The sequence below is a fragment of the Novosphingobium silvae genome, from assembly GCF_009856825.1.
GTDB classification, from domain to species: Bacteria; Pseudomonadota; Alphaproteobacteria; order Sphingomonadales; family Sphingomonadaceae; genus Novosphingobium; species Novosphingobium silvae.
The window spans coordinates 89,943-111,565 of record NZ_WVTD01000010.1; the positions used below are offsets into that span (position 1 = coordinate 89,943).

23 protein-coding genes are annotated in these 21,623 nt (G+C 66.5%); 11 read left to right on the forward strand and 12 right to left on the reverse strand.

Features of this window, described 5'->3' with window-relative positions:
- Position 1: 1 nt before the first annotated feature.
- The 4 genes from GR702_RS22085 to coxB all read right to left on the reverse strand — a co-directional run bounded on the left by GR702_RS22085 (position 2) and on the right by coxB (position 4,037).
- Complete coding sequence (locus GR702_RS22085; protein ID WP_202408267.1) at positions 2–169, reverse strand: hypothetical protein; 168 nt, start codon at positions 167–169, stop codon at positions 2–4.
- 13 nt (positions 170–182) lie between these two features.
- Positions 183–1,118: a heme o synthase gene (locus tag GR702_RS13885; protein ID WP_160986493.1), complete on the reverse strand. Its 936-nt coding sequence runs from the start codon at positions 1,116–1,118 to the stop codon at positions 183–185.
- 119 nt (positions 1,119–1,237) lie between these two features.
- On the reverse strand, positions 1,238–2,926 hold the full coding sequence (gene ctaD, locus GR702_RS13890) for a cytochrome c oxidase subunit I (protein WP_160986494.1): 1,689 nt from the start codon (positions 2,924–2,926) through the stop codon (positions 1,238–1,240).
- Positions 2,927–2,954: 28 nt separating this feature from the next.
- Positions 2,955–4,037, reverse strand: coding sequence for a cytochrome c oxidase subunit II (gene coxB, locus GR702_RS13895; protein ID WP_160986495.1), 1,083 nt, complete (start codon positions 4,035–4,037; stop codon positions 2,955–2,957).
- A 205-nt stretch (positions 4,038–4,242) separates the two neighbouring features.
- Between coxB and pyrE the strand changes: the two genes are divergently transcribed.
- The 7 genes from pyrE (at position 4,243) to ruvX (ending at position 9,781) form a co-directional block, all read left to right on the forward strand.
- Entirely contained in the window at positions 4,243–4,827 is a 585-nt protein-coding gene (gene pyrE / locus GR702_RS13900) for an orotate phosphoribosyltransferase (RefSeq protein WP_160986496.1), read from the forward strand.
- Between the two features lie 18 nt (positions 4,828–4,845).
- Complete coding sequence (locus tag GR702_RS13905) at positions 4,846–5,586, forward strand: pyridoxine 5'-phosphate synthase (RefSeq protein WP_160986497.1); 741 nt, start codon at positions 4,846–4,848, stop codon at positions 5,584–5,586.
- Positions 5,587–5,599: 13 nt separating this feature from the next.
- Positions 5,600–6,010: a holo-ACP synthase gene (gene acpS, locus GR702_RS13910; protein ID WP_160986498.1), complete on the forward strand. Its 411-nt coding sequence runs from the start codon at positions 5,600–5,602 to the stop codon at positions 6,008–6,010.
- Between the two features lie 25 nt (positions 6,011–6,035).
- The gene (gene lepB, locus GR702_RS13915) at positions 6,036–6,977 is read left to right on the forward strand and encodes a signal peptidase I (RefSeq protein WP_160986499.1); all 942 of its coding nucleotides are present in this window, start codon (positions 6,036–6,038) and stop codon (positions 6,975–6,977) included.
- On the forward strand, positions 6,977–8,089 hold the full coding sequence (locus GR702_RS13920; protein WP_160986500.1) for an AI-2E family transporter: 1,113 nt from the start codon (positions 6,977–6,979) through the stop codon (positions 8,087–8,089). The genes lepB and GR702_RS13920 overlap by 1 nt, the downstream gene beginning before the upstream one ends.
- 1 nt (position 8,090) lies before the next feature.
- On the forward strand, positions 8,091–9,227 hold the full coding sequence (locus GR702_RS13925) for a DUF3089 domain-containing protein (RefSeq protein WP_160986501.1): 1,137 nt from the start codon (positions 8,091–8,093) through the stop codon (positions 9,225–9,227).
- A gap of 122 nt (positions 9,228–9,349) precedes the next feature.
- Complete coding sequence (gene ruvX, locus GR702_RS13930; protein WP_160986560.1) at positions 9,350–9,781, forward strand: Holliday junction resolvase RuvX; 432 nt, start codon at positions 9,350–9,352, stop codon at positions 9,779–9,781.
- Positions 9,782–9,785: 4 nt separating this feature from the next.
- Here the strand turns inward: ruvX and GR702_RS13935 are convergent, their stop codons facing one another.
- Genes GR702_RS13935 through argH form a run of 4 tightly spaced genes read right to left on the reverse strand, consistent with a single transcriptional unit; the run spans position 9,786 to position 13,525 of the window.
- Complete coding sequence (locus GR702_RS13935) at positions 9,786–10,574, reverse strand: precorrin-2 dehydrogenase/sirohydrochlorin ferrochelatase family protein (protein WP_160986502.1); 789 nt, start codon at positions 10,572–10,574, stop codon at positions 9,786–9,788.
- A gap of 27 nt (positions 10,575–10,601) precedes the next feature.
- Positions 10,602–11,861 carry a diaminopimelate decarboxylase gene (gene lysA, locus GR702_RS13940; protein WP_160986503.1) on the reverse strand — a complete coding sequence of 420 codons (1,260 nt, stop codon included), beginning with the start codon at positions 11,859–11,861 and terminating at the stop codon, positions 10,602–10,604.
- A gap of 13 nt (positions 11,862–11,874) precedes the next feature.
- Entirely contained in the window at positions 11,875–12,144 is a 270-nt protein-coding gene (locus GR702_RS13945) for a lipoprotein (protein ID WP_419880304.1), read from the reverse strand.
- 4 nt (positions 12,145–12,148) lie between these two features.
- On the reverse strand, positions 12,149–13,525 hold the full coding sequence (gene argH, locus GR702_RS13950) for an argininosuccinate lyase (protein ID WP_160986562.1): 1,377 nt from the start codon (positions 13,523–13,525) through the stop codon (positions 12,149–12,151).
- Between the two features lie 19 nt (positions 13,526–13,544).
- Between argH and GR702_RS13955 the strand changes: the two genes are divergently transcribed.
- From GR702_RS13955 to GR702_RS13970, 4 genes are all read left to right on the forward strand, one after another.
- Positions 13,545–14,150, forward strand: coding sequence for a TlpA family protein disulfide reductase (locus GR702_RS13955; RefSeq protein ID WP_160986504.1), 606 nt, complete (start codon positions 13,545–13,547; stop codon positions 14,148–14,150).
- 107 nt (positions 14,151–14,257) lie between these two features.
- Entirely contained in the window at positions 14,258–14,482 is a 225-nt protein-coding gene (locus GR702_RS13960; RefSeq protein ID WP_160986505.1) for a ParD-like family protein, read from the forward strand.
- A gap of 7 nt (positions 14,483–14,489) precedes the next feature.
- The gene (gene map / locus GR702_RS13965; protein ID WP_160986506.1) at positions 14,490–15,287 is read left to right on the forward strand and encodes a type I methionyl aminopeptidase; all 798 of its coding nucleotides are present in this window, start codon (positions 14,490–14,492) and stop codon (positions 15,285–15,287) included.
- A gap of 125 nt (positions 15,288–15,412) precedes the next feature.
- On the forward strand, positions 15,413–16,588 hold the full coding sequence (locus tag GR702_RS13970; RefSeq protein WP_160986507.1) for a GAF domain-containing sensor histidine kinase: 1,176 nt from the start codon (positions 15,413–15,415) through the stop codon (positions 16,586–16,588).
- Between the two features lie 207 nt (positions 16,589–16,795).
- Here GR702_RS13970 and GR702_RS13975 read toward each other — a convergent pair whose 3' ends face one another.
- The 4 genes from GR702_RS13975 to GR702_RS13990 all read right to left on the reverse strand — a co-directional run bounded on the left by GR702_RS13975 (position 16,796) and on the right by GR702_RS13990 (position 21,618).
- Positions 16,796–17,269 (reverse strand): lyase, encoded by a 474-nt coding sequence (locus tag GR702_RS13975; protein WP_237449710.1) that lies wholly within the window; start codon positions 17,267–17,269, stop codon positions 16,796–16,798.
- Between the two features lie 110 nt (positions 17,270–17,379).
- Positions 17,380–18,711, reverse strand: a complete 1,332-nt coding sequence (locus GR702_RS13980) for a sulfatase-like hydrolase/transferase (protein ID WP_160986508.1) — start codon at positions 18,709–18,711, stop codon at positions 17,380–17,382.
- A gap of 175 nt (positions 18,712–18,886) precedes the next feature.
- Positions 18,887–20,245, reverse strand: coding sequence for an aromatic ring-hydroxylating oxygenase subunit alpha (locus GR702_RS13985; protein ID WP_160986509.1), 1,359 nt, complete (start codon positions 20,243–20,245; stop codon positions 18,887–18,889).
- A gap of 122 nt (positions 20,246–20,367) precedes the next feature.
- On the reverse strand, positions 20,368–21,618 hold the full coding sequence (locus GR702_RS13990) for an MFS transporter (RefSeq protein WP_160986510.1): 1,251 nt from the start codon (positions 21,616–21,618) through the stop codon (positions 20,368–20,370).
- Between the last annotated feature and the right edge of the window lie 5 nt (positions 21,619–21,623).

Consider the following 21,623-nt stretch of genomic DNA (forward strand, 5'->3'; position numbering starts at 1 on the left):
GTCAGCTCATCTTTGCGATCGAGATGAAGAAGATGAGCACCACGAACGCGGCGAGGCCCAGCCCCAGCACGCGGTTGCGGCTGCGGCGGATCTGCTCGGCGGTGCGGGGCTGGTTGGCTGGGGACTGGGAAGCGCGGGGCTCGGCGGCTCGGGGCTTGCGGTCGGGCATCGGCTTTTTCCGATCAGAAGGGGAGGAAGCGGTCGACGACGAGAGCGGCGAACAGCGCGAAGAGATAGAGCACGGAGTAGGCGAAGAGCTGCTTTTCCGGCTTCATGGCATCGTCCGGCCCCGTCCGCTCGCGCAGGCCCACCCGAACGGAAAGGGCGAGAAAGACCGAGGAGAGCACCAGCGCCGAGACGCCATAGACCGCGCCCGCGTGCTCGTCACCGGGCAGCCACCAGGGCAGCGCGCTCAGCGGCAGGAGCAGCACGGCGTAGGCCAGGATCTGCCGGCGTGTCGAGCGCTCCCCCGCGACGACCGGCATCATCGGGATGCCGACCTTGGCGTAGTCCGTCTTCACGAAAAGCGCGAGCGCCCAGAAATGCGGCGGCGTCCAGAAGAAGATGATCGCGAAGAGCACGACCGGCATCAGCGAGACATGGCCGGTCGCGGCGACCCAGCCGATCAACGGCGGGAAAGCGCCCGCTCCGCCGCCGATGACGATGTTCTGCGGAGTGCGCGGCTTGAGCCAGATCGTGTAGACGACGGCATAGTAGACGATCGAGACGGCAAGGATCGCGGCCGCCAGCCAGCTGATCGCAAAGCCCATGAGAAAGACCGATGCGGCGCAGAGCACGCCGGCAAAGTCGCGCGCGGTGGTGCGGTCCAGCCGGCCTTGAGGCAGCGGGCGCTGCGCGGTGCGCTTCATGCCCGCGTCGAGGTCCGCCTCCCACCACTGGTTGAGCGCGGCGGCGCCCCCTGCGCCCATGGCGATGCACAGGATCGCGGTGAAGCCCAGCACCGGATGGATCGTGGTGGGTGCCGCAAGCAGGCCGCAAAGCCCGGTGAAGATCACCAGGCTCATCACGCGCGGCTTGGTCAGGGCGAAAAGGTCGCGCCAGTCCGCCGGAAGCGGGGCGCTGCTCGCGGGCGCGGGGTTGGGAATCGTCATCGTCATTCGATCATACACCTGCGGACCCGGTGAAATCGAGGGTCCTGAATGCAAGCGATCCAGGGCTGCTTGCGCAAGGGCCCTGGATCGTGAGGTTTCAGCCTGGCTTCAGAGCGCCCGGCGGATCAGTGGTGAGCCGTTTCTCCGATGACGGGAAGCGTCTCGAACTGGTGGAAGGGCGGCGGGCTCGACAGCGTCCACTCGAGCGTGGTGGCGCCTTCGCCCCAGTAATTGTCCGCGGCGCGGCGTCCGGCCACGTAGGCGTAGATGATGTTGACGAACCAGATCACTAGGCTGCTCGCCATCACCATGTAGCCGATCGTGGCCACGTGGTTCCAGTGCGCATAGGCTTCCGCATAGTCGGGGTAGCGGCGCGGCATGCCCTGCAGGCCCAGGAAGTGCATCGGGAAGAAGATCATGTTCACGCCGACGAAGAACACGGCGAAGTGCAGGTGGGCGAGAAGCTCGGAGTGCATCCTGCCGCTCATCTTCGGGAACCAGTAGTAGAACCCGGCGAAGAGCGCGGTGACCGCACCCAGCGAGAGCACGTAGTGGAAATGCGCCACGACATAGTAGGTGTCGTGCATCACGTCGTCCACGCCGCCGTTCGCCAGGACCACGCCGGTCACGCCGCCGACGGTGAACAGGAAGATGAAGCCGATCGCCCAGACCATCGGCGACTTGAACTCTGCCGAGCCGCCCCACATCGTCGCGATCCACGAGAAGATCTTGATGCCGGTGGGCACCGCGATGACCATGGTGGCGGCGGTGAAGTACATCTTGGTGTTCACCGAAAGGCCGGTGGCGTACATGTGGTGCGCCCACACGATGAAGCCGACCACGCCGATCGCCACCATCGCATAGGCCATGCCGAGGTAGCCGAACACCGGCTTCTTCGAGAAGGTCGAGACGATCTGCGAGATGATGCCGAAGCCCGGCAGGATCATGATGTAGACTTCGGGGTGACCAAAGAACCAGAACAGGTGCTGGTAGAGCACCGGATCGCCGCCGCCGGCGGGGTCAAAGAAGGTGGTGCCGAAGTTGCGGTCGGTCAGCAGCATGGTGATCGCCGCGGCGAGCACCGGCAGCGAGAGCAGCAGCAGGAACGCGGTGACCAGCACCGACCACACGAACAGCGGCATCTTGTGCAGGGTCATTCCCGGCGCGCGCATGTTGAGGATGGTGGTGATGAAGTTGATCGCGCCCATGATCGAGCCGGCGCCCGCGAGATGGAGCGAGAAGATGCCGAAGTCCACCGCTGGCCCGGGCGAGCCGCTCGTCGAAAGCGGGGCATAGACCGTCCATCCGGTGCCGGCGCCGTTGCCCGTGCCGCCCGGCACGAACGCCGAGCAGAGCAGCGAGAAGAACCCGAAGACCGTCAGCCAGAACGAGATGTTGTTCATGCGCGGGAAGGCCATGTCCGGCGCACCGATCATCAGCGGCACGAACCAGTTGCCGAAGCCTCCGATGATGGCGGGCATGACCATGAAGAACACCATGATCAGGCCGTGCGCGGTAATCAGCACGTTCCAGGTATGCAGCGTCGAGTTGAAGTCCGGGTTCACCGCGCCGAACCAGCGGGCGAACGTATCGAGGTACTGGATGCCCGGCTCGTTGAGCTCGACGCGCATCATGCCCGAGAACAGACCGCCGATGATCCCCGCGAAGATCGCGAAGATCAGGTACATCGTACCGATGTCCTTGTGGTTGGTGGACATGAACCAGCGGGCGAAGAACGCCGGCTTGTGATCGTGCTCGTGCTTGTGGCCGTGGTCTTCCGAGTGTGCCTGGAAGTGGTCAGCGGTGGTTGCCATGGTGGGACCCTGTCCTCTCGTATCGCTATTATTCGGCTTCGGCGGTCGCTTCGCCGGCCGGTGCCTCCGAGGCATCGGCCGCCGGAGCGGCGGCGGGAGCCGCGGCGGGGACGGCGGCAGGCTTTTTCTGGCCATCGATCTCGCCGCCCGCGTGGGTCAGGACCCAGGCGTTGTACTGCGCGCGCGGCAGGGCCTCGATGGCGATCGGCATGTAGGCGTGCTTCGCGCCGCACAGCTCGGAGCACTGGCCGTAGTAGACGCCGGGCTTCTCGATCACGAGGACCTTCTCGTTGATGCGGCCCGGAACCGCGTCGATCTTGAGCCAGAGCGAGGGCACGCCGAGCGAGTGGATGACGTCCGCGGCGGTGACCTGCAGGCGGATCGGCTCACCCACGGGAACGACCATGCGGTTGTCCACCTCGAGATGCGCCGGACCGTCCCAGGGACGCGAGCCGACTTCGCGCACGCCATTGTTGATGGTGGGAGAACCCGGGATGTTGAGCATGTTCGAGATCACCTCGAAGTCGCCATTGTCCGGGTATCCATAGGTCCAGAACCACTGGTTCCCGGTGACCTTGATCGTCAGCGCGCCTTCGGGAGCGGGCTTGTACTGCTTGGCGATGAGGTCGATCGAGGGGACCGCGATGCCGATGAGGATCAGCACCGGCACGAGCGTCCAGACCACTTCGAGCAGCGTGTTGTGGCTGGTCTTCGAGGCGACCGGGTTCGCGCGGCGGTTGAAGCGCACGGCGATGATCACCAGCAGCACCAGCACCAGGATGCAGATGATGGTGATGATCGGCATCAGGATGCCGTCGTGGATCCAGGCGCCGTATTCGCCCAGCTTGGAATACTGCGTCTGCAGGCCGATGCCGCCATCGACCGGCATGCCCACGCCCTCGACAGGCTTCATGGGGGTGTAGCTGCCTGTGCCGGAGGCGAGCGCGGCACCTTCTGCGGCGCCGGTGGCAAGAGCGGAAGGGGCCGCCGGGGCGGACGATGCCGCGTTCTGCGCAAAAGCCGGGACGGAAGCGGTCAGGGCAGCCGCCGCGGCCAGCCCGAGGCTTGCGACGGCCCGCCCCGGGGCATGGATATACTTGCCGAATGTCATGGTTTTTGCGCTTCCACTTCCTTCGAACGCGCCGCCGATTCGCGTCGGCTAGCGCGCACCCCTGTTCTGGAGGCTTTCACCCCCTTTGGCCGGGCGTATACGCGCGCTTGCCGCGTGTCTCAAGCGCCTCTAGGGGAAATTTTGACGCAGCGCGCATCGTAACTGCGCCCGATCAATGCAAATCGCTCCGGAGGTATTGTCCGTAATGCTCGAAGAAGAGGTCCTCGCCGAATTTCGCGCCTGCAAGGCGTTGCTGGAAGGACACTTCCTGCTTTCGTCCGGCCGTCATAGCGCGCACTACCTGCAGTGCGCGCGCGTCCTGATGAACCCCGACCGCGCGGCGCGCCTTGCCGTCGCCATTGCCGCGAAGCTGCCGCACGACATCCGCCGCCAGATCGACAAGGTCGTGTCGCCCGCGATGGGCGGGGTCATCATCGGGCAGGAGATGGGCCGCGCGCTGCAGGTCGACGCGATGTTCGTCGAACGTCCGACCGGAACGTTCGAGCTGCGCCGCGGCTTCACGCTGGAGCCGGGCGACAAGGTGCTGATGGTGGAGGACGTGGTGACCACCGGCCTGTCCAGCCGCGAGGCGATCAAGGCGATCGAGGAAGCCGGCGGTCAGGTCATCGCCGCCGCCGCCCTGGTGGACCGTTCGGCCGGCAGCGTGGAGCTGGGCGTTCCCTTCTTCCCGCTCGTGGCGCTGAACTTCCCCACTTACGCCCCCGACGAGCTGCCCCCGGCGCTCGCCGGCACTCCCGCGGTAAAGCCCGGCAGCCGGGCTCAGGCCTGATCTTTCGAAGGGTCTTCGATGAGCGTCCTCAACCCGCCGCGCCTGCGCCTGGGCGTCAACATCGACCACGTCGCGACGATCCGCAACGCGCGGGGCGGCGAGCATCCCGACCCCGCGCGCGCCGCCCAGATCGTCGCGCGCGCAGGGGGAGACGGCATCACCGTGCACTTGCGCGAGGATCGCCGGCACATCCGCGACGAGGATCTCCACCGTGTCGCGGACGCCACCGGCCTGCCCATCAACCTCGAGATGGCCGCGACCGACGAGATGCTGGAGATCGCGCTGCGTCACCGCCCGCACGCGGCCTGCATCGTGCCCGAGCGGCGCGAGGAGCGCACGACCGAAGGCGGGCTCGACGCGGCGGGGCAGCACAACCGGCTCGCCCCGATCGTCGCGCGCCTGTCGGACGCGGGCATCAGGGTCAGCCTCTTCATCGCCCCGGAACCCCGCCAGATCGAGGCGGCGATGAAGCTCGGCGCGCCGGTGGTGGAGTTCCACACCGGCGAATACGCCCATGCCACCGGCGAGCAGGTGGCTTACGAGATGCGCCGCATCGTCGACATGGCCGCGCTCGCCGCCAAGAACGGCATCGAGCCTCACGCCGGCCACGGCCTCACTTACGAAAACGTCCAGCCCATCGCGGCCATCCCGCAGCTGGCGGAACTGAACATCGGCCACTACCTCATCGGAGAAGCGATCTTCATCGGGCTGGAGGCCAGCGTGAAGAAGATGCGCGCGCTGATGGACGAGGTACGGTGATGGAGAAGGCGGCGTGATCATCGGCCTCGGCTCGGACCTGTGCAACATCGAGCGCATCCAGAACTCGCTCGACCGTTTCGGCGACAGGTTCCTCATGCGCGTATTCACCGAAGTGGAGCGAGCCAAGGCCGCCCGCCGCCCGCACACGATCGCCGGCACCCTCGCCAAGCGCTTCGCCGCCAAGGAGGCTTTCTCCAAGGCGGTGGGGACGGGCTTCAAGGCAGGTGTGTTCATGAAGGACATCGGCGTCGTCAACGCTCCGTCGGGAGCGCCCACGCTGGCGCTGAGCGGCGGCGCGAAGGAGCGGCTCGACAGCATGGTGCCGACCGGCCACGAGGCGGTCGTCCACCTGACGCTTACCGACGACCACCCCTGGGCGCAGGCCTTCGTCATCATCGAAGCCCGCCCTTCCGCTTCCGCCTGACCTTCTTTTTTCGAGTTCCCCTTCCATGACCGAACGGACCGCCCCGCTCGCCCAGCGCGAGCCCTCGCCTCCTTCCGCGGGGAAGGACAAGCCCGTGACCAACTGGCTGCACGAGCTGCGAGGCCTTGCGCTGATGCTGCTGGGGGTGCTCGCGTTCCACTCCTTCGTCGCCAAGCCCTTCTACATCCCCTCGATCTCGATGATGCCGGGGTTGTTGGTGGGGGACCGGCTCATCGTGTCGAAATATCCCTATGGCTGGAACTGGTCGTCGCTCAGCTTCCATCTCCTGCCCCGGTCGGACTGGCGGATCTTCGGCAGCACGCCCGAGTACGGCGACATCGTCATCGTCGTGCCGCGCAATCGCAAGGCCGACCTCATCAAGCGCGTGGTGGCGCTGCCCGGCGACCGCATCGCCGTGATCGACGGGCGCATTCGCCTGAACGGCCGCTTCATCCCGCGCGAGATCGAGCCCCCGGTGCAGATCGCGGCCGACGATGCGCTCACCTGCGAAGGGCAGTTGCCCGGCCATTGCTACGACGGTTTCGGCCAGTACCGCACCCGCCTTCCCAGCGGCCGCGAAGTCTACGAGTTGCCCACCTATCGTGAAACCCTGCCCAACGGCGCGAGTTACCAGGTGATCGACTATACCGACCAGGACCTCGACAATTATGGGGAGATCACCGTGCCTGAAGGCCATGTCTTCCTGATGGGGGATGATCGCGATCGCTCGGCCGACAGCCGCGCGCCCTTCTACGTCAATGCGCTCGGCGAAGGAGACGGCGGGCTCGGCGGGCCGGTGCCGCTCTCCGACATCGGCGGCCGGGCCGAGTTCATCACCTTCTCGCTGGACGGCACGCAGGGGTGGAACCCGCTGTCCTGGTGGACCGCCCTTCGGAGCGGACGCGCCTTCTCGAGCCTGCGCCCTTCCCGCGTCCCGGCTCCCGCCCCTGCAGGCGCCGCGGACTAATGGCGACGACGGGCGGCTCCGTAGACGAGGCCGTCGAGGCCGATCCCGGGCCGGTTCGCCCTGGCCCCACCGACATCACCGACCCGCTGATCCGGCACGAGGCCCGAAAGGCCTTCGTGTGGATCGGCATGGTCGCGCTCTTCGCACTCGGCGTGTTCCTCTCGCAGTCGCTGCTGGTGATCTTCGGCGGCATCGTCTTCGCCGCGCTGATCGACGGCGGCGCGCGCATGATCGCGCGCGTGCTGCCGATTGGACGGGGCTGGCGCGTGGCGCTGGTGCTGTTGGCCGCCATGCTGTTCCTGCTCTGGCTCGGGCGCTTCGCGGGAAGCCAGATCGCCACGCAGGCGGCGGAACTGCCCGACACCATCGAAAGCCAGTTCCATCGCGGCCTCAACTGGCTCGCGCGGCATGGCATGGACGTGCGGGTGCGGGACCTGCGCTCGCTGGCGCAGGAAGCAATGGGCGGCATCGGCCAGGTCACGGCCGTGCTGGGTGGCCTGCTGGGCGGCATCACCACCCTGTTCCTGATCCTGGTGCTGGGCATCTACATCGCCATGGAGCCGCGCCTCTACCGACGCGGGGTGGGCTGGATGCTTCCGGTCGACAGGCGCGACCACTTCGAGGAAACCGCGCAGGTCATGGGCCGGGCGCTGCGCCGCCTGCTGTTCGGCCGCGTCATCGGCATGACGGTCGAGGGGCTGTTCACCTGGTTCATGCTCCAGTTGTTCGGAGTGCCGATGGCGGTGCTGCTGGGCCTCATCACCGGGCTGCTCGCATTCCTTCCAAACCTGGGCGCTCCGATCTCGGGGGGGATCATGGTGCTGGTGGGCTTTTCGGTGAGCGCGGAGATGGGCGTCTACACGATATTCGTCTACCTTCTGATCCATCTGATCGACGGCTACCTCATCGTGCCCTACATCGCTCGCAAGACGGTGGACCTGCCGCCCGCGCTGGTGCTCGCCGCGCAGCTGATCATGGGCGTGCTGTTCGGCCTGCTGGGCCTTGCCCTCGCCGACCCGCTGGTGGCCATGATCAAGATCTGGCTCGAGCGGGAAGCGGCGCGCAACGGGGGCGAACCGGCAGAGGACGTCGAGAAGCTGGAGAGGGCCTGAATTGGCGCGCAAGTTCCTGTATGTGATCGCCGGTATGGTCGTCGTGCTGCTGCTCCTGCTGGTGGCTCTGCGCGTCTGGTCCGAAGACCTGACCGAACTGGCTTTCGTGCCCCGCGTCTCTTTCGCTCCGCAAGGCGCTCTTCCTCCGGAAACCTGGGAGAAACCGGGGATGTGGGTCGCGCGCCCGGACCTCGGGAACAATCCCGCTGGGTGGCTTCCCCCCGGCGTTCCGCGCCCTGCAGGAAAACTGCCGGTCTCGGTCTTCTTCGTCCATCCTACCAGCTACATCGCGGCGGACGCCTGGAACGCCTCGCTTCAGGACGCGACCAGCCGCGACCGCGCCGACCTTTTCGTGCAAGGGATGGCGAGCCCGTTCAACGCGGCGCAGGAACTCTGGGCGCCGCGCTATCGGCAGGCGGCGGTCGGCGCCTTCCTCACCGACAAGCCCGAGGCGACGCAGGCGATTGACCTTGCCTACGCCGACGTGCTCGCCGCCTTCGAGATCTTTACCCGCAAGCTTCCCGCGGATCGCCCGATCGCACTGGTGGGACACAGCCAGGGCGCTTTCCTGCTGCGTCGCCTGCTCCGCGACCGGGTGGCCGGCACGCCGCTCGCCCGGCGCGTGGTGGGAGCCTGGGTGATCGGATGGCCGGTGTCGATCGGCCACGACCTCCCGCAGATGGGGATGCCTGCCTGCAGCCGCGCCGACCAGCCGGGATGCGTGCTCAGCTGGCTGACGGTGGCGGACCCTGCCGATACCGGAATGCTGCTGCGCGCCTATGCGCGCAGGCGGGGGCTGGACGGCAGGGCAGTGGGCGGAAGTCCTTTCCTGTGCACCAACCCGCTCACCGGCACCTCCCTGCCCGGCCCGGCCGCCGCGAGCGAGAACCTGGGCACCCTCGTCCCCGACTTCGAGGCGCGCACCGGCACGCTGAGCCCGGGGATCGTCTCCGCCGCCTGCGGTCCCGATCACTTTCTCCACATCGGCGATCCGCCCCAGCTTGATCTTGGTCCCTACGTGCTTCCCGGAAACAACTACCATCTCTATGACGTGATGCTGTTCTGGGCCAATCTGCGGGCCGACTTTGAAAGGCGCGTCGCCGCATGGCAGGCAACACGACAGGGACCGACAAGATAGGTGGCGGCCAGTCAGAGGATGGCGTGGCGAGTGGCTCGGGTCAGGCGGGCGCGGCCCCGGCCGGCCGAGCGCCCGCCGGCGGCGCACTCGTCACTACGGGCGCCCTCGCCTACCGCGACGCGCTGCCGCAGCGAGGCGGCCTGCTCGGGCTCGACCTTGGAACCCAGACCATCGGCACCGCTTTCGCCGACGCGGGCTGGCGGATCGCCTCGCCGGGCAAGACCATAAAAAGAGGCAAGTTCGGGGCCGACAAGGCGCTCCTGCAAGAGCTGATCCGCGAACGCTCGATCAAGGGCATCGTCATCGGCCTTCCGCTCAACATGGACGGTTCGGAAGGCCCGCGGGCGCAGTCGAGCCGTGCCTATGCCCGCAACCTTTCGGTGCTGGGCCTGCCGGTCCTGCTCTGGGACGAGCGCTGGTCCACCAGCAGCGCCGAACGGGCGCTCATCGACCAGGACATGAGCCGGGCAAGGCGCGCGACGCGCATCGATTCGGCCGCCGCCGCAGTAATTCTCCAGGGCGCGCTCGACGCGCTCAACGGCGGGATGTTCTAGCGCCTCAGGCGGGCGCGGCGAGAACGACGATCAGCTGGCCGGGAGCAGTTCCGGTCGGCATCTCGCTCCCGCTGATCCGCACCGCGTCAGCGCGCGCCCGGTCCAGCACCGTCGACGCCACCCGAGGATCGTGGAGGACGATGTCGGCGCCGCCCAGCAGCCTTGCTTCCCGCAGGGTCAGGTCGTCCGGATCGTCGCTGCGCAGGGCGATCTTCACCACGCCCGCTTCACCGCGCTCGCCGTTCTCGAGCCATGCTTCCACCCGTGCGGCCGCGCCCTCGTCGAGAGGGTCCAGAGCGCCGCCCCTCGCAAGGGCCGCGTCGAGCGCGCGGCGGCGATCCCCCGCTTCCGGGAAACGCTGGCGCAGACGGTCGCGCGCGGCGGCAAGGGCGGCGGCGAGCGCGCCCAGCGACTGCGGCAGGATCGCTTCCAGTCGGAGCCTCAGCTGCTTGGCAAGCCCGGCTGATGCCCCGCCCGTGCCGACCGCCACCAGAACCGGCGAGCGGTCGAGAATGGACGGCACGGTGAAGTCGCAAAGCGCGGGCCGGTCGGTGGCATTCACCAACAACCCGGCACTGCGGGCCCGCTCCACGCACGCTTCGGCAAGGGCAGCATCCTCGTGCGCCACAAAAGCCAGGCGCGCACCGGCACGGATCCCGGTTTCGAGGTCCGCGACGACCATCCCGCCGGCCCGCTCCACCAGGCGCTGCTTCGCCTCCGCCGCCTCGCCTTCGCCCAGCACGACGACCGGGCGACCGGCGATGCGGTGGAACAGGGGAAGCGTCTCGATCATCGGGGAATGCCCCTCACCCGCCTCGGCTCAGCGCAGCCAGTCTGGCACCTGCTCGGCAGCGAGGATGGCCGCCGGTTCGATGCGGTTGGCGACGATCGCCCACTTCTCGCCATCCACCATGACCTCGGGCACGAGCGCGCGGCTGTTGTAGGTGTTGGCCATCGTCGCGCCATAGGCGCCGGCCGTGCGGAACACCGCAAGCTCGCCTGCCTTCACCGCATCGATCTCGCGGGCCATGGCGAAGGTGTCCGAGCTTTCGCAGATCGGGCCGACGATGTTCGCGGTCATTGCCTCGCCGGTGGGCTTCACCGCCGCGAAATCGTGCCAGGCGTCGTACATGGCCGGGCGCGCAAGATCGTTCATCGCCGCATCCACGACTACCCAGGGGTTGCCGGTGCCCTGCTTCACGCGCACCACCTCGGTCACGAGGACGCCGGAATTGCCGGTGATGACGCGGCCCGGCTCGAACATGAGCGTCACGTCCCAGTCCCTGGCGACTTCGGCCACCATGCGGCCATAGTCGGCAGGCGTGGGCAGCGCATCGCCGGCCTTGTAGGGCACGCCGAGGCCGCCGCCCAGGTCCATGTGGCTGACGGTGTGGCCGCCTGCCCGCAGCTCTTCCATCAGCGCGCCCATGCGCACGAAGGCCTGGCGCGAGGGCTCGAGGTCGCTGATCTGGCTGCCGATGTGGACGGCAAGGCCCCGCATCTCGAGGCCGGGCAGACCAGCGAGGCGGGCGTATATGCCAGCAGCACGGTCATAGGCGACGCCGAACTTGTTCTCGGCCTTGCCCGTGGAGATCTTGGCATGGGTGCGCGCATCGACATCCGGATTGACGCGAAGCGTGCAGGTGGCACGCGCGTCCAGCGACTGGGCGATGGCGGAAAGCTCGACGCCTTCCTCCTCGCTCTCGAGGTTGAACTGGCCAATCCCTGCGCGAAGGGCGGCGGCGAGTTCCGCACGGGTCTTGCCCACGCCCGAGAAGACGATGTCCTGCGCCTTCATGCCTGCTGCCAGCGCGCGGTTCATCTCGCCCTCGGAGACGACGTCCGCGCCATAGCCTTCGTTGGCCAGCAGGCGCAGGACCGCAAGATTGGGGTTCGACTTGACCGCGAAGGCGATGTGCACGCGCGGCAGCGCCGAGAGCGCTTCACGGAAGACCTGCGCATGGCGTGAAAGCGTGGCGCGCGAGTAGACGTAGACGGGCGTGCCCACCTCGCGCGCGATAGCGGCGAGCGGCACCTGTTCGGCGTGGAGTTCGCCGTCGACTAAACCGAAATGATCCATGTAATCTGTGGCCTTACTGGGGCTGCGGTGCTTCGGGCGGGGGAAGATCGAAGGGATCGTCCTCGCGCTCCTCGGAGCGGGTGCGAAGCTCGACGCTGCGCAGCGGAATGGCGACGGGCGAGGCGGTCAGCAGCTCCGTCGTGGAAGGCTTGTCCGCTCGGCCATACGGCGCCGGCGGCAGCTGCTGCCCGGGTTTGAGCGCCAGCGGAGAGCGCTGCCCGCAAGCGGCGAGCGCCGTGGCCACCAGGATCAGCATCGCGCCCTGCTTCATGCCGTGCCGCATCGAATCAACCCTCCAGACCGAGGGCTGCGCGCGCTTCCGCCACGCGCAGCCGTACCTGATCGGGCGCGGTGCCCCCGTGCGACTTGCGCGCGGCTACCGAAGCCTCGACCGAGAGTGCATTGAATACGCGCTCGTCGATGCGGCTGTCGATGGTCTTGAGATCGTCCAGCGGCAGCTGGTCGAGCGCGACGCCCCGGCTTTCGGCAAGCTTCACTGCGGCACCCGTGATGTGGTGCGCCTCGCGGAAGGGAATGTCGCCTTCGCGCACCAGCCAGTCGGCAAGGTCGGTGGCAGTGGCGAAGCCGAGTTCGGCGGCGCCTCGCATCCGCTCGGTGCGGAACTTCGTCTCGGCTACCATTCCGGCTATGGCCGCGATGGACAACGCCAGCAGTCCGGCCGCCTCGAAGACGGGCGGCTTGTCGTCCTGCATGTCCTTGGAATAGGCGAGCGGCAGGCCCTTCATCGTCATCATCAGCGAGACGAGGCAGCCGGAGATGCGCCCGGCATGGCCGCGCACCAGTTCGGCGGCGTCGGGGTTCTTCTTCTGCGGCATGATCGAACTGCCGGTGGACAGCGCATCGGGCAGCGTGACGAAGCCGAAGGGCTGGCTGGCCCAGATGATGAACTCCTCGGCGAGCCGCGAGAGGTGCAGCGCGCACTGGCTCGCGGCCATGAGGTAGTCGAGCGCGAAGTCGCGGTCGGATACGGAATCGAGGCTGTTCGCCGTCGGCCCGTCGAAGCCTAGTGCCTGGGCGGTCATCTCGCGGTCGATCGGGAAGCCGGTTCCAGCCAGCGCCGCCGAGCCCAGCGGGCTGCGGTTCATGCGCTTGCGCGCGTCGTGGAAGCGCGAGCGGTCACGGCCGATCATCTCGTAATAGGCCATGAGGTGGTGGCCAAGGGTGACAGGCTGCGCGGTCTGCAGGTGGGTGAAGCCGGGCATGATGCTGTCGGCATGTTCGCCTGCGCGCATGACCAGAGCGACTTGCAGCGCCTGCAGCCCGGCCTCGGCCTGGTCGATCGCATCGCGAACCCAGAGGCGGAAGTCGGTCGCCACCTGGTCGTTGCGCGAACGCGCGGTGTGGAGGCGCCCCGCGACCGGCCCGATCAGCTGCGCAAGGCGCGATTCGGTGGTCATGTGGATGTCCTCGAGGTCCCAGTCCTCGGGAACGCCGCTGGCCTCGTACTCCGCCCCGACCGCGTCGAGCCCGTCGCGGATGGTCACCGCATCCTCGCCGGAAACGACCCTGCAGGCGCCCAGCATCGCGACGTGCGCCTTGCTCGCCGCGATGTCCTGCCGCCACAGTGCCTTGTCGAAGGGAATCGAGGCGTTTATCTCGCGCATGATTGCCGACGGTCCCTGTGCGAACCGTCCGCCCCACATCTGGTTGGAGCCTGCCGCCTTGCTGTCTTCCCGTTCGCTCAAGTCGCTCGTCCTGTGTTCGCTCGCCGGGGCCTCGGCGCTCGTGGTCGCGGGCTGCGATAGTAAAGGTGGGAAGGACGCGCAACCGCAGGCTTCCCAGGGTGCGCAGCAGGCCGGCCCGGCCGATGGCCCTGCCGCCGCTTCCGACAAGCTCGACCGCTCGCACAAGGGCGAGGCGATGCCCACGGTCAGCCTCGTCGACAACACGGGCGAAAGCCTCGACCTGTCTTCGTTCAAGGGCAAGCCGCTGCTGATCAACCTGTGGGCCACATGGTGCGCCCCGTGCATTGCCGAGATGCCGACGCTCGCCAAGCTGATCGCGCGGGAACCGGAACTGGGCGTCACCGTGCTGCCGATCTCGCAGGACATCGGCCAGACCGACAAGGTCGTCGAGATCCTGCGCCGCCGCGAACTGGAGCAGATCCAGCCCTGGGTGGACGAGCAGGGCGATCTTGGGTTCCAGTACGGCGGCAACCTGCCGGTGACGGTGCTGTTCGACAGCCAGGGCAAGGAAGTCTGGCGCTACACCGGCGGCAACGACTGGACCTCGCCCGAGGCGCTGAAGCTGATCGCCGAGGCCAAGTGACGGAGACGGCGCCCGTTCCCTGAAGGGCAAGGGCCTTGATGAAAGGCCTTGCCCGTCAATATATGATTCGTATATCGCGATATACGAATCATATAGGACTTCGCGAAATGGGCATCGTCAACGTCGACGACGAACTGCATGACCAGATGCGCAAGGCGAGCAAGGTCACCTTGCGCTCCATCAACGCGCAAGCTGCGTGGTGGATCAGGATCGGCATGCTGTGCGAGGCCGAGCCCGCCCTCAGCTTCAACGAGATCGTCGCGCGCGAGATGAACGCGGCGGGCGTCGCTCCGCCTCCTCTTCTGCCGCGCGTGCCGCAGGAAGCGGCATAGCGCAGGCATGATCAAGCAGCCCCACGAACTGGAGCTCATGGCCCGGGCCGGACGCCTTCTGGCCTCGGTGTTCGAGATGCTCGACCGCACGCCGCTCCAGGGCAGATCGACGCTGGAGATCGACGCCATGGTCGAGCGCTTCATCGTCGAGGACCTCCAGGCGCGCCCTGCCAGCAAGGGGCAGTACGGCTATGGCTTCGTGCTCAACTGCTCGATAAACGAGGTGGTCTGCCACGGCGTCCCCTGTGCCTCGCAGGTGCTGCATGACGGCGACATCGTCAATCTCGACATCACGCTGGAGAAGGACGGCTTCATCGCCGATTCCAGCAAGACCTACCTGGTCGGCAACGTCGCCCCCGCCGCCCGCAAGCTCGTGCAGACCTGCTACGAGGCGCTGTGGCACGGCATTCGCGCCGTCCGCCCGGGCGCGCGCCTAGGCGACGTGGGCTTCGCGATCGAGCGCCATGCGCGCCGCCATGGGTACTCGGTCGTGCGTGAATATTGCGGCCACGGCATCGGGCGGGAAATGCATGAGGAGCCGCAGGTGCTGCACTTCGGCAAGCCCGGCACCGGCCTTGTCCTGCGCGAAGGCATGGTCTTCACTATCGAGCCCATGCTCAACCGCGGCCGCCGCAACGTGGAGACGCTGGACGACGGCTGGACCGTGGTGACGAAGGACGGCTCGCTCTCGGCCCAGTTCGAACACACCGTCGCCGTCACCGCGGAAGGCGTTCGCGTACTGACCCTGCGTGCGGACGAGAAGGACATGGCAGCAAGGAAGGCCGCTCCCAAGGCCGCCGCCTGAGGAGACAGGTCCCGCGCCTTTGCCTGTCAGGTCGGCAGGCAGGATCTGCTCACACTTTATGGATGCGCTTGTCTAATCCGGAGACCTTTCGCTAGAGGGTCGCACTCTCCCGGGGAGGCGGCACGATGGCAACGGAAGTGATCTTGGAAGATGTCGCGGCGGTAAGCCGCATCGATGCGGTGCCATCGATCCTGGAGATCGTGTGCCGCATAACCGGTCTGCGCTTTGCAGCCGTCGCCAGAGTGACCGACAAGGAGTGGGTGGCATGCGCGGTCCGCGACGAGATCGAATTCGGCCTGCAGGTCGGTGGCTCGCTGGACCTGAAAACCACCATCTGCGATGAAATCCGCGATTCCCGAACCGGCGTGATCATAGATCACGTTTCCGAAGACCCGGTTTTCTGCACCCATCACACGCCGCGTCGATACGGCTTCGAGAGCTATATCTCGATCCCCATCGTGAAACCCTCGGGGGAGTTTTTCGGCACGCTGTGCGCGCTCGACCCGCTCCCGGCGAAACTGCGCGAGCCGGGCATCGTCGCGACTTTCGAGAACTTCGCGCACCTCATCGGCATGCAGCTTGCCATGCAGGACGAGCTGGCCAGCAAGGACGATCAGATCGCCCAGGCCGGCAGCACCGCCATCATACGCGAGCGGTTCATCGCGATCCTTGGGCATGACCTGCGAAACCCCATCGCGGCGCTGGCGGCGGGGACCGACATGCTGAAGCGCATCAACAGCGCGCCCAGACCCACGCTCATCCTGGCGCAGATGGAGCAGAGCCTGCAACGCGCGAAGCTGCTGATCGATGATTTGCTGGACTTCGCCCGGGGGCACCTCGGCAACGGCCTGACGCTGAGGATCAGTTCCAACCCGGACCTGGGAGTACCCCTGCGGCAAACCATCGCGGAGTTGCAGATCGTCCACCCCGACCAGCCGATCGAACTGGACACCGCCTTCGACGAGCCGGTGAGATGCGACGTGGATCGCATCACGCAGCTACTCTCCAACCTGGTCAGCAATGCCCTCACCCATGGCGCCAAAAGCAAGCCCGTCCGGGTCCGGGCGGAGAGCAGAAATGGCCACTTCGTTCTGACGGTAGCCAACCAGGGGGCGCCCATTGCGAAGGACAAGATGCGCCACCTCTTCGATCCTTTCTCCGGAAATTCGGACGGGACCAAGGGGCTGGGACTGGGGCTGTTCATCGCCCATGAAATCGCGACAGCCCACAACGGCAGCATCGACGTTGCCTCCGACGAACACGAGACGTGTTTCCGCCTGACGATGCCCTCGACCTGCTGACAACGCGGCTGCCTGGCGCCATGCCAGAGGTATATGGGCGCGGAGGCGCGGAAGATGCCGGGAAAGCCGCAGCCCTTTTCCGTTCCTGCAAACTCGGCGACAACCGCGGCATCGTAGGAAAAGGCGGCATCACCGCAAAACCACCCCCGCGGCTCAGCGTCCCTTTTTCCTTGTTCGGCACCTCCGGCCAGCGGCGGCAATGGGTGGTTAGCGGACTACCCGCTCACAGGCGGCTAACGCTTCCGCAGCTAACTTGTCTGCGTAAGGCTCTTTGGAAGGCTCTGCCCATATTTTCAGGTCGGGGATCAATGAAGGGTCCGCACAAATGCTGGCTGCTTCCAGCGCAGGGATCGTAATTGATTGCTTGCTAAGTTCCGCTTGCACGAATGGGAGAGCAATAACGGGATCAAGACCGGCAAGTCCTAATATTGCTTCGCCCCTGACACAATCGTCCGCGTCTGAGGCCGCCCGATACAAAGCATCTCGCACAGCAGGTGTGTCCCTGCCCTCTTGGCTTAGAAGCAATACGGCCCAATCGCGATTTGCGCGATCGGGGTCGCACGTAAGTTCTATGAGCCTGTTAAGATTTTCAGTAGCAAAAGGTCCATCGGTCAGCGGCACTTGCTCGGCTATAACCGATTTGAGAAATTCCGAGGGAGGTTCGTAGCGCTTGAGCATCATGATGACATGCCACGACCAACGAGGCTCAGCAATAATGTCCACAATAGCGGCGTAAGAGGAAAGTCCGCTATTGGTGGTCGCGGCACCCCGTACCGCTCATCAATCGCCGCTCAGGACGACGGCGGGGGTGAACTGCGCTTCGATGCCGCCTGGTTGCGCAGCAGGATCCAGGGGACGTGCTCGGTATCGTAGCGGCTGCGCAGCGCGCGGGGGAAGAAGGGGGGCATGTGGTCGCCCACGATCAGCACGTCGGCTTCGGGAAAGTCGGGCCGCATGATCTCGGCCGCGATGGCATCGGCGAGGTTCTGCTGAATCTGGTAGGAGCGGCACAGCATCGGCAGCCGGGCGTCCCACTCGGGATCGTCGGTGTGGCAGGTCTGGGTGTGCAGGCTGGGGTCGGACGGCACCGGCAGGTGGCTGTTGAGCGTCAGCCAGTAGATGAGGTTGCGGCGATCGCCCGAGGCGCGAAGCCTTTTGCCGATGATGCGCGGCACGTCGACGTCGCACGCCCCCGCGAACACCCCGCCGCAGGCGCTTGCGCCCTGCTGCAACAGGTCGGGCTTGAACAGCGCAGTGTCGAAGCCGAGGTCCGCGTACCAGTCCTGCCGGTCGAAGAAGTCGCCCGTGAACGCGTGGATCGCGGTGGTGGCGAAGCCCGCCTCGCGGAAGCGGCCGGGCAGGCAATGCGCGTTCGCGAAGTCGAAGCGGTCGTAGTCGGACCAGATCGAGCACCATTCCCGCAGTTCGGCATTGGTGGTGGAGCCATAGTAGGCCGTCATCCCGCTCGAGACAGCGTACCTCGCGGACCAGCGGTGCGCGCCCCAGGCCCTGTCGAAGAGCCTGCGATCATGCGCGTTGTTGGGTTGCCCCAGCGATTCGACGAGAATGACGACGAGGTTTCTCGACTTCAAGGTCTCGGGCGCGATGCGGGTCTGGAACAGGGCGGAGTCGATGGGCGTGCCGGCGGGGGCGGCCATCTTGTATGTGCCGCGCGTTCCTGCCGTGGCGACGCTGTCGGCATTGATGAGCAGCGAGACCGCGGCAAGCGCCATGAGCTTCTGCCCGCCTTCGGAAAGCCGCGGCGTGTGCGGCGCGAACCGGAGCGCGGCCGCAAGCGCCATGGTGAGGATCAGCGCCGCGGCGACATACTCCGGCGAGTTCCCGAGGTTGAGCTCGCCCGCATAGGCGAGCGAGGCGGCGATCTTCTCGAAGTCGAGATTGAATGAATAGGCCACGTACATGAGCAGGCTCGTGGCGAAGCAGGCCAAAACGCCGAGGCGCCGCAGCCACACCGCGCGGCTGTGGCAGACGAGTATCGCCAGAAGACCGGAGACGAACATCGGGAAGGCCATAGAAGGCCCTCCGATGACCCACATCACCACGGCTCCAAGGTTGGGAACGAGCACCCACCAGAACGCGAACGCGGGTGAGAACTGCCTCAATAATCCAAAACGCTGCCCCTGCATGTGCCCCCGCACAATTACCTACGTATTGAGCGGGGTCGGGATAGAAAAGGGTGGTTAACGATTGGTTGCCGGGCCGGGCAGCGTCACAACTCTCTGTAGAAGGGCCGGGATGTGCCCGGAGCCTCGAGACGGACTTGCGGGATGAGGCCTTTCAATACGTCGTGGGCGAGCCGGTCCCCATGTACCGCGCAAGGTTCATGTGCAGCGAGGCGACCGAGCGCTCCATGTAGGGATTGGGCTGCGCACCACGAAATCCCACGTTCTTCATGCCTTGCTGCACGGCGGCCATGTTGTTGAAGTCCTGCTGCAGCACGGGCGGCCAGTCGGCAGGTTCGGTGTACTCCCATTCGGTCTGCGGAGCCTGTCCCTCGGGGTAGAGTTCATAGACTGCGGCCTCGAAGATGCACATGTCAGGGTCACCCTTGTAAGGGCGGGCCTGGTAGCAAAGCATGTTGTTGACCGCGTGGCCGATCTGAAAATTCGGGAAGATCTGCCAGGCCGTGCCTGCCTGCGCGGTGTGCTGCGGGTCGACCTGCGCCCAGACCACGCCGCGCGCCTCGTCCTCGCGCCGTGCGGTGCTGATCCAGTAGGCGGAGACATCGGCCGGAGCGGTGCCTTCGGGCAGTTCGTCCTTCAGCCGGTTCGCCACCGCCACCAGCGTGGCGGTGGTATTGGTATTGGCGTTCTCCCAGGTGAAGTTCTGCATTTCCGCCGTGGTCAGGCGCGGATCCTCGCCCACGCCAAGGCGCAGCTTGCCCGAATCCTCCTCCTGGCCCTTGGGCGCCTCGTAGCCGATGTTCGAATGCAGGCCCTGGTTGCGGGCCCATCCCCGGAACTGACCGAACTCCATGAACTCGGGGTGGGTAGTCGAAACGTGGTAGGTTTCGCAGAAAGCCTCCATCGCGACTTTCCAGTTGCACTGGAACACCACCCACTTGCGCCAGCGCGGGCGCATCTTCTCAAGCCCGTAGGGGTCGAGCATCGACGCGGCCGGATGGAGGTACTCCGCCAGCGGCCCGGCTCCAGGATCGAGGTTGATCCAGATCCACCCCCCCCAGCTATCGACGTTCACCCGGCCCAGATCGGCACGCCCGCCGCACAGGTGTCCCTGCCAGTCGGCTTCGTGCTCGACATAGGTGTTCTGCCCGTCCAGCCCGAAGGTCCAGCCATGATAGCCGCAGATGAACCCCGCGCGATTGCCGGAAGCGTTGCGCTTGCCCGGCGGAGTATCCACGAGCTTGCGACCTCGGTGCGGGCAGACATTGTGAAAGGCACGTATCTCGCTGTCAGAAGCGCGCACGATGATCACCGAATCGTCGAGGATGTCGAAAGTGATGTACGAACCGACCTGTTCGATATCCTCCATTCGGGCGGCTTGCAGCCAGGCCCTGCGCCACAACCTGTCGCGCTCAGCCCGGGCATATTCGGGCGAGACGTAGGCCTCGGCCGGAACGCTGACCGGGGCGACCAAGTCTTCCGGTGCCTGCACGATCCTGCCAATCTCACCCATGGTATCCTCGCATCTGACTGTACGGATTTGCGCCGGTTATCTCATTACTGGCACACAGGAGCAAATCGCCGGAGCGGTGAGCGTCACCCATGACACCGCTCGCCGCGACGATGCTTCGGTTCTCACGACGCAGGAAAGGCTGCCCTGCCGCGCGGCAGCGTGCCGATCGCCACGCTGCTCGCGGCCATGGAGCCGAGTGCGAGCCAGAGGAAGCCGGAGTAGCTCCCCGTCCGATCATAGACTTGCGCGGCGGCGAGTGGGCCGATCGCCGTACCGATGGAAAGCGCCGCCAGCAGCCCACCGTAAAGCCCGCCGAAGTTCCTGAGGCCGAAGTGGCGGGTGAGAAGGTAGACCACGACGTCGATCTCCGCCCCCAGCGTCAGCCCGATCAACGCCGAGGCACTCGCCATCGCCGCGAACGAGCCGCCGCCCAGCAGGAGGGCGAGGCAGCCAAGTACCGGCAACATGAACACCGCGGCGCCGACCAGCGAGGCGGGCAGGCGATCGAGCAGCATGCCCGTCCCCAGCCGCCCCGCCAGCGAGAACCAGCCGATGAACGAGGCGATACCCGCCGCCGCCATCGGACTTGCCCCGGCGTCACCCAGGATCGCGGTGAAGTGGACCACCAGCGCGATGATAGTGAAGGTGAACAGCAGGCTGGCCACAAACAGCCGGTGATAGACGCTGGAAGTGAGCCCTTCGCGCAACGTCGCGCCGGGAAGGTCGGCGGGCCTTGCGGCGACATCGTTCGGATTTTGCCTGCCTCTCTTATCGTAGCACCCCTGAAAGAAGACGAAGATGAGCGGGAAGGCCAGCAACAGCCATGCGGCCGCCTGCGCGGGGAAGGCTCCTCGCCAGCCGAGTTCGCCGATGAGGGCGGTAGCCATGGGTGGAAACACCCCCGCCGCAATCGATGCGCCGCACAGCGTCACCGCGAAAGCCATGCCGCGCGAGGCGGTGAACCGCGAGGCCACCGCGCTCGTCCAGACGGAAGCCTGCACCGGCAGCGCTGCCAGCGCGATCAGGCCCCACAGGAGGTACCAGTTGAGCAGTGATCCGTCCGCGCTTCCCAGGGCGGCAAAGGCGAGGCCCAGCAGCAGCAGGCCGACAACGCCGAAGCGGCGCGGGCCGAAGCGGTCCACGGCAAGGCCGATGAACACTCCGCCCACTGCCTGCACAAGCGTCGCGATGGTAAGCCCGAATGTGACCTCGGTGCGGCTCCACCCGAATTCCTGCGCGACCGGTCCGTAAAACGGCCCGATGCCGTAGATGTGGATGACGCTCGTCGCATAGCCAAGGCCGGCCGCGACCGGCAGCAGCGGATGAGCGCGCCACTCGTCCCGCGCGGTCAGGGGAGATGATGGGCCGTGCATGTCAG